At 61.9% G+C, this 6,177-nt stretch carries 14 protein-coding genes; all 14 read right to left on the reverse strand.

Features of this window, described 5'->3' with window-relative positions; genetic code table 11:
- Positions 1–2: 2 nt before the first annotated feature.
- Positions 3–320 carry a 50S ribosomal protein L24 gene (gene rplX / locus AC5P78_RS06475; protein WP_004154490.1) on the reverse strand — a complete coding sequence of 106 codons (318 nt, stop codon included), beginning with the start codon at positions 318–320 and terminating at the stop codon, positions 3–5.
- 16 nt (positions 321–336) lie between these two features.
- A complete protein-coding gene (gene rplN, locus AC5P78_RS06480; RefSeq protein WP_004145357.1) occupies positions 337–705 on the reverse strand; it encodes a 50S ribosomal protein L14 in 369 nt (122 codons plus the stop codon).
- 11 nt (positions 706–716) lie between these two features.
- Positions 717–986, reverse strand: a complete 270-nt coding sequence (gene rpsQ / locus AC5P78_RS06485) for a 30S ribosomal protein S17 (RefSeq protein WP_004154489.1) — start codon at positions 984–986, stop codon at positions 717–719.
- 11 nt (positions 987–997) lie between these two features.
- The gene (gene rpmC / locus AC5P78_RS06490; RefSeq protein ID WP_004154487.1) at positions 998–1,183 is read right to left on the reverse strand and encodes a 50S ribosomal protein L29; all 186 of its coding nucleotides are present in this window, start codon (positions 1,181–1,183) and stop codon (positions 998–1,000) included.
- Positions 1,183–1,596 (reverse strand): 50S ribosomal protein L16, encoded by a 414-nt coding sequence (gene rplP, locus AC5P78_RS06495; protein WP_004154486.1) that lies wholly within the window; start codon positions 1,594–1,596, stop codon positions 1,183–1,185. The genes rpmC and rplP overlap by 1 nt, the downstream gene beginning before the upstream one ends.
- A 5-nt stretch (positions 1,597–1,601) precedes the next feature.
- The gene (gene rpsC / locus AC5P78_RS06500; RefSeq protein WP_004145350.1) at positions 1,602–2,336 is read right to left on the reverse strand and encodes a 30S ribosomal protein S3; all 735 of its coding nucleotides are present in this window, start codon (positions 2,334–2,336) and stop codon (positions 1,602–1,604) included.
- Between the two features lie 18 nt (positions 2,337–2,354).
- A complete protein-coding gene (gene rplV, locus AC5P78_RS06505) occupies positions 2,355–2,690 on the reverse strand; it encodes a 50S ribosomal protein L22 (protein WP_004145348.1) in 336 nt (111 codons plus the stop codon).
- Positions 2,691–2,702: 12 nt separating this feature from the next.
- Positions 2,703–2,972, reverse strand: coding sequence for a 30S ribosomal protein S19 (gene rpsS, locus AC5P78_RS06510; RefSeq protein ID WP_004154485.1), 270 nt, complete (start codon positions 2,970–2,972; stop codon positions 2,703–2,705).
- A 6-nt stretch (positions 2,973–2,978) separates the two neighbouring features.
- Positions 2,979–3,806, reverse strand: a complete 828-nt coding sequence (gene rplB, locus AC5P78_RS06515) for a 50S ribosomal protein L2 (RefSeq protein ID WP_004145339.1) — start codon at positions 3,804–3,806, stop codon at positions 2,979–2,981.
- Positions 3,807–3,816: 10 nt separating this feature from the next.
- A complete protein-coding gene (gene rplW, locus AC5P78_RS06520) occupies positions 3,817–4,116 on the reverse strand; it encodes a 50S ribosomal protein L23 (RefSeq protein WP_004145338.1) in 300 nt (99 codons plus the stop codon).
- Positions 4,113–4,718 carry a 50S ribosomal protein L4 gene (gene rplD, locus AC5P78_RS06525; RefSeq protein ID WP_004145337.1) on the reverse strand — a complete coding sequence of 202 codons (606 nt, stop codon included), beginning with the start codon at positions 4,716–4,718 and terminating at the stop codon, positions 4,113–4,115. The genes rplW and rplD overlap by 4 nt, the downstream gene beginning before the upstream one ends.
- A gap of 12 nt (positions 4,719–4,730) precedes the next feature.
- Positions 4,731–5,381, reverse strand: a complete 651-nt coding sequence (rplC, locus tag AC5P78_RS06530) for a 50S ribosomal protein L3 (protein ID WP_004145336.1) — start codon at positions 5,379–5,381, stop codon at positions 4,731–4,733.
- Positions 5,382–5,392: 11 nt separating this feature from the next.
- Positions 5,393–5,704: a 30S ribosomal protein S10 gene (gene rpsJ, locus AC5P78_RS06535; protein ID WP_005408208.1), complete on the reverse strand. Its 312-nt coding sequence runs from the start codon at positions 5,702–5,704 to the stop codon at positions 5,393–5,395.
- 332 nt (positions 5,705–6,036) lie between these two features.
- A partial coding sequence (locus AC5P78_RS06540; RefSeq protein WP_487247787.1) for an EF-Tu C-terminal domain-related protein occupies positions 6,037–6,177 on the reverse strand: 141 nt, incomplete at its 5' end.

Here is a 6,177-nt window from a genome sequence, read left to right on the forward strand (position 1 = left end):
CCTCAGGCGTCGAGCGCCTCACCGCTGGAGCGGAACACACGCAGTTTGCGTCCATCCTCCAGCACCTTGAAGCCAACGCGTTCGCCCTTGCCCGAAGCCGGGTTCAGAACATTCACGTTGGAGATATGGATCGAAGCTTCGCGCTCGACCACGCCGCCGGCAACACCTGCCTGCGGGTTCGGCTTGGTGTGGCGCTTGACGATGTTCACGTTGGCGACGACCACACGGTCGCCGTCGACGCGGACGACTTCGCCCTGCTTGCCCTTGTCCTTGCCAGCGTTGACGACAACCTGGTCGCCCTTCTTGATACGGTTAGCCATGATTATCTCCTGTCGCTCACAGCACTTCGGGAGCGAGCGAGACGATCTTCATGAACTTCTCCGAACGAAGTTCACGGGTCACCGGCCCGAAGATACGGGTACCGATCGGCTCCTGCTTGCTGTTCAGCAGAACGGCAGCGTTGCCGTCGAAGCGGATCAGCGAGCCGTCGGCGCGACGCACACCCTTGCGGGTACGCACCACGACGGCGTCATACACTTCACCCTTCTTGACCTTGCCGCGCGGAATCGCATCCTTCACGGTGACCTTGATGATGTCGCCGATGCCGGCGTAACGGCGCTTGGAACCACCCAGCACCTTGAAGCACATCACCTGCTTGGCACCCGAATTGTCCGCGACGTCAAGGTAGCTCTGCATCTGGATCATGATTCAGCTCCTTATTCAGCCGCGCGCGTGATGACTTCCACCACGCGCCAGTTCTTGGTCTTGGACATCGGAGCAATCTCGGTCACGCGGACGACATCGCCTTCCTTGCAGGCGTTGTCGGCATCGTGGGCGTGCAGCTTCGTCGAGCGCTTGATGTACTTGCCGTACAGCGCGTGCTTGACCTGACGCTCAACCAGGACGGTAACCGTCTTGTCCATCTTGTTGCTGACGACACGGCCTTCGACCGTGCGCAGCGTCTTCTTTTCAGTATTGTCGCTCATAGCGGCCATCCTTACTTCGTGCTGCCGAGCAGGGTCTTGACGCGAGCAATCTCGCGACGGACCCGGCGAATGTCGTGGGTCTTCGGCAGCTGGCCGGTGACCTGCTGCATACGGACAGAGAACTGTTCCTTACGCAGGTCGATCAGGTGGGCCTTGAGTTCGTCAGCCGACTTTTCACGGAGAGTTTTGATATCCATCAGCGCACCGTACGGGTCACGAAAGTGGTGGTGACCGAGAGCTTGGCGGCGGCCAGGCGGAACGCCTCGCGAGCCACTTCCTCGGAAACACCCTCGATTTCATAGATCATGCGGCCGGGCTGGATCTGGGCCACCCAGTATTCCACGTTACCCTTACCAGAACCCATTCGGACTTCGATGGGCTTCTTGGTGATGGGCTTGTCGGGGAACACGCGGATCCACATCTTGCCGCCGCGCTTGACGTAGCGGCTGATCGAGCGGCGGGCCGCTTCGATCTGACGCGCGGTCAGCTGACCGTGTGCGGTTGCCTTCAGGCCGTATTCGCCGAAGCTGACAGCGTTGGCGCTCCAGCTCAGGCCATCGTTACGGCCCTTGTGTACCTTGCGGTACTTGGTTCGCTTGGGTTGCAACATTGTCGTTACCTCGCTTCACGGGCCGGGCGCTGACGGTCACCACGGTCGCCGCGATCGTGACGATCGTTGCGCGACGGGGTGTCGTCCTGCTTTTCCTGGCCAACCTGGGAGAAATCGAAGACCTCGCCCTTGTAGATCCAGACCTTGATGCCGATGATGCCGTAGGTCGTCTTGGCTTCAGCGAAGCCATAGTCGATGTCGGCACGCAGGGTGTGCAGCGGCACGCGGCCTTCGCGGTACCACTCCGAACGGGCGATTTCTGCACCGTTGAGGCGGCCACCCACGTTGACCTTGATGCCCAGGGCACCCAGGCGCATCGCGTTGCCGACCGAGCGCTTCATTGCGCGGCGGAACATGATGCGACGCTCCAGCTGCTGGGCGATCGACTCGGCAACGAGCTGCGCGTCCAGTTCCGGCTTGCGCACTTCGGTGACGTTGATGTGCGCCGGGACGCCCATCATCTCGCTCACTTCCTTGCGCAGCTTCTCGATGTCCTCACCGCGCTTGCCGATCACCACGCCCGGACGGGCGGTGTGGATCGTCACGCGAGCGGTCTTGGCCGGACGCTCGATCAGGATCTTGCTGATGCCGGCCTGAGCCAGCTTCTTGCGCAGCATTTCGCGCACTTTCAGGTCGGCTGCCAGGTAACCAGCGAACTCGGCCTTGTTGGCGTACCACTTGGAGTTCCAGTCCTTGGAAATGCCGAGGCGGATACCAATCGGATGAACTTTATGACCCATGGTCTTTTCCTTATCCGCTTACTTGGCGGCGCCCACAACCACAGTGATGTGGCTGGTGCGCTTGAGGATGCGGGTACCGCGGCCTTTCGCCCGCGCCATGAAACGCTTCAGGGTCGGACCTTCATCAACCATGATGGTCTGAACCTTCAGCTCGTCGACGTCGGCGCCCTGGTTGTTCTCGGCGTTGGCAATAGCCGACTCCACCACCTTCTTGATCAGGTGGGCAGCCTTCTTGTCCGAGAACTTCAGCAGGTTGACCGCACGCTCGGCCGGCAGACCGCGCACCTGGTCAGCGACCAGACGAGCCTTCTGCGGGGAGATGCGCGCAGTGCGCAGGATGGCTTTCGCTTCCATTGTCATCTCTCCTTACTTGCCCGACTTCTTGTCACCACCGTGACCCTTGAAGGTCCGGGTGATGGCAAATTCGCCGAGCTTGTGGCCGACCATGTTCTCGTTGACGAGAACCGGGATGTGGTTCTTGCCGTTATGCACGGCAATGGTGACGCCTACCATGTCAGGCAGGATCATCGAACGGCGCGACCAGGTCTTGATCGGCTTCTTGCTGCCCGCAGCGGCCTCCACCTTCTTGACGAGGTGGTGATCGACGAACGGGCCCTTCTTGAGTGAACGTGCCATGGTCGATTAGCCCCTACGATCGCGGACGATGAACTGCTGAGTGCGCTTGTTATGGCGCGTCTTGTAACCCTTGGTCGGGACACCCCACGGGGTGACCGGATGCGGGTTACCCTGGCCGGCCTTCGCCTCACCACCACCGTGCGGGTGGTCAACCGGGTTCATGGCAGCACCACGAACGGTCGGGCGGACGCCGCGCCAACGCTTGGCACCGGCCTTGCCCAGCTTTTCCAGGCTGTGCTCGTCGTTGCCGACTTCGCCGATGGTGGCGCAGCACTCGACCGGAACCTTGCGCATTTCACCCGAGCGCAGGCGCAGGGTGGCGTAGATGCCTTCGCGAGCCACCAGCTGCACGGCCGCACCAGCGGCGCGAGCGATCTGAGCGCCCTTGCCCGGCTTCAGTTCGATGCAGTGGATGGTGGTGCCGACCGGGATGTTGCGCAGCGGCAGGGTGTTGCCAGCCTTGATCGGGGCATCCGAACCAGCGATCACCTGATCACCGGCCTTCAGGCCCTTCGGGGCGATGATGTAGCGACGCTCACCGTCGACGTAGCACAGCAGAGCGATGTGCGCGGTGCGGTTCGGATCGTATTCGATGCGTTCCACGCGCGCCGGGATGCCCAGCTTGTTGCGCTTGAAGTCGATGATGCGGTAGTGCTGCTTGGCACCACCACCGACGTGACGCACGGTGATGCGGCCATGGTGGTTACGACCACCCGAGCGGCTCTGCGACTCGACCAGCGCAGCGTGCGGAGCACCCTTGTGCAGGTCGGGAGTGACCACGCGCACGGCCGAACGGCGGCCGGGGGAAGTGGGCTTGAATTTCATCAATGGCATGGGATGTACCTCAGGCCTTGGCCGTTACATCGATCGACTGGCCATCGGCCAGGCGAACGTACGCCTTGCGCCAATCGCCGCGGCGGCCAGCACGGTTACGGAAGGACTTGTTCTTGCCCTTGACGTTGACCACGTTGACGGCTTCGACCTTGACGTCGAACAGCTGCTCAACCGCGGCCTTTACATCGGCCTTGGTGGCTTCGTTCGAAACTTCGAAGACATACTGGTTGGAGAGTTCCTGCAGGCGCGCGGTCTTTTCGGAGACACGCGGGGCACGCAGCACGCTGAAGATTTTTTCGTTGCTGTTCATGCCAGCCACTCCTCGACCTTCTTGACCGCGTCAGCGGTGATGACGACCGTGTCGGCACCCACCAGCGAGACCGGATCCAGACCCTGGACGTCACGCACCTGCACGTACGGCAGATTGCGGGCGGACAGGTACAGGTGCTCGGACGCTTCTTCGGTGACGATCAGCGGGCGCTTGCCCACTTCCAGGCCGGCCAGCTTGGCGATCAGACCCTTCGTGTTGGTCACTTCGACGTCGAAGGACTCCACGATGGTCAGACGGCCCTGACGGTTCAGCTCGGACAGGATCGCGCACATGGCGGCACGGTACTGCTTACGATTGACCTTCTGCTCGAAGCTGCGCGGCTTGGCCGCGAAGGTGACACCGCCGCCGACGAAGATCGGAGCCGTCAGTGCGCCATGACGCGCGCCGCCGCCCTTCTGCTTCTTCGACTTCTTGGTGGTACCAGCCACTTCGGAGCGAGTCTTCTGTGCCTTGGTGCCGGCGCGACCGGCGTTGCGGTAGGCAACGACGACCTGGTGGACCAGATCTTCGCTGAAATCGCGACCGAACACGGCGTCGGAGACCGAGACCTTGTTGTTGCTACCCGTGATAACGAGTTCCATCGTCATCTCTCCTTATGCCTTGCTCGCCGGACGGACGATCACGTCGCCACCCGCCGCGCCCGGAACGGCGCCGCGAACGGCGATCAGACCGCGCTCGACGTCGACCTTGACCACTTCCAGGTTCTGGGTGCTCTGCTGCACCGCACCCATGTGGCCCGACATCTTCTTGCCCGGGAAAACGCGACCCGGGGTCTGGCGCTGACCCAGCGAACCCGGCGCGCGATGCGACAGCGAGTTACCGTGGGTTGCATCGCCCATACGGAAGTTGTGGCGCTTGATGGTGCCCTGGAAGCCCTTACCCTTGGTGACACCCTGGACGTCGACGATCTGGCCGACTTCGAAGATGTCCGCCTTGACTTCGCCGCCAACGGCGAAATCGCCGAGCTGCGCGTCTTCAACGCGGAATTCCCACAGGCCACGACCCGCTTCCACCTTCGCCTTGGCGAAGTGGCCGGCTTCCGGCTTGTTGACCAGGGCAGCGCGACGCGCGCCGACGGTCACCTGCACGGCGCTGTAGCCGTCGGTTTCGACGGTCTTGATCTGCGCGATGCGGTTCGGGGTTGCTTCGATCAGGGTCACCGGGATGGAGCGGCCATCTTCAGTGAACACGCGGCTCATGCCAGCCTTGCGGCCCACGAAGCCCAACGAATACTTCTTCGTCATGGTCGTAGTCCTCAGGTCAGCTTGATCTGAACGTCGACGCCGGCAGCCAGTTCGAGCTTCATCAGCGCGTCCACGGTCTTGTCATTCGGGTCAACGATATCGAGCACGCGCTTGTGCGTGCGGGTCTCGTACTGGTCACGCGCGTCCTTGTCGACGTGCGGGGAAACGAGAACGGTGTAACGCTCGATCTTGGTCGGCAGCGGGATCGGGCCACGCACTTGCGCGCCGGTCCGCTTTGCCGTTTCAACGATCTCGCTGGCCGAACGGTCGATCAGACGATGATCGAACGCTTTCAGCCGGATCCGGATCTTTTGGTCCGCCATGGCGGTAGGTTCCTTCGTTAAAAGAGCGACAGACAAAGCCTCTGGGTTGCTTTGCCCCATGAAATTCCTGAATACGGACGGCCCGCACTCCTGCAGGCCGCCAAGGTCAATCCATAGACCTCAAAAACGTAGGCAGACCAGTTTCCCGGCCTGCCCAGACGTAGAAGCATAATGGCACGCAAGGCAGCTGTCAACAGTCGCCTGTTGACGCCGCCTGAATGGCATTGACCCTTCCTGGTCCGGGGAACACAAGGCACATCCTGTGCCTGCTTTCCCATTTGATACGCCCCGATGCCCTACCCAGGCAACATCGGGGCGCAGATACTACCAGATTACTCGATGATCTTCGAGACCACGCCGGCGCCGACGGTACGGCCGCCTTCGCGGATGGCGAAGCGCAGGCCTTCGTCCATTGCCACCGGGTTGATCAGGGTGACGACCATCTTGACGTTGTCACCCGGCATCACCATTTC

This window comes from Stenotrophomonas sp. YJH_SMC_133 (assembly GCF_059370655.1).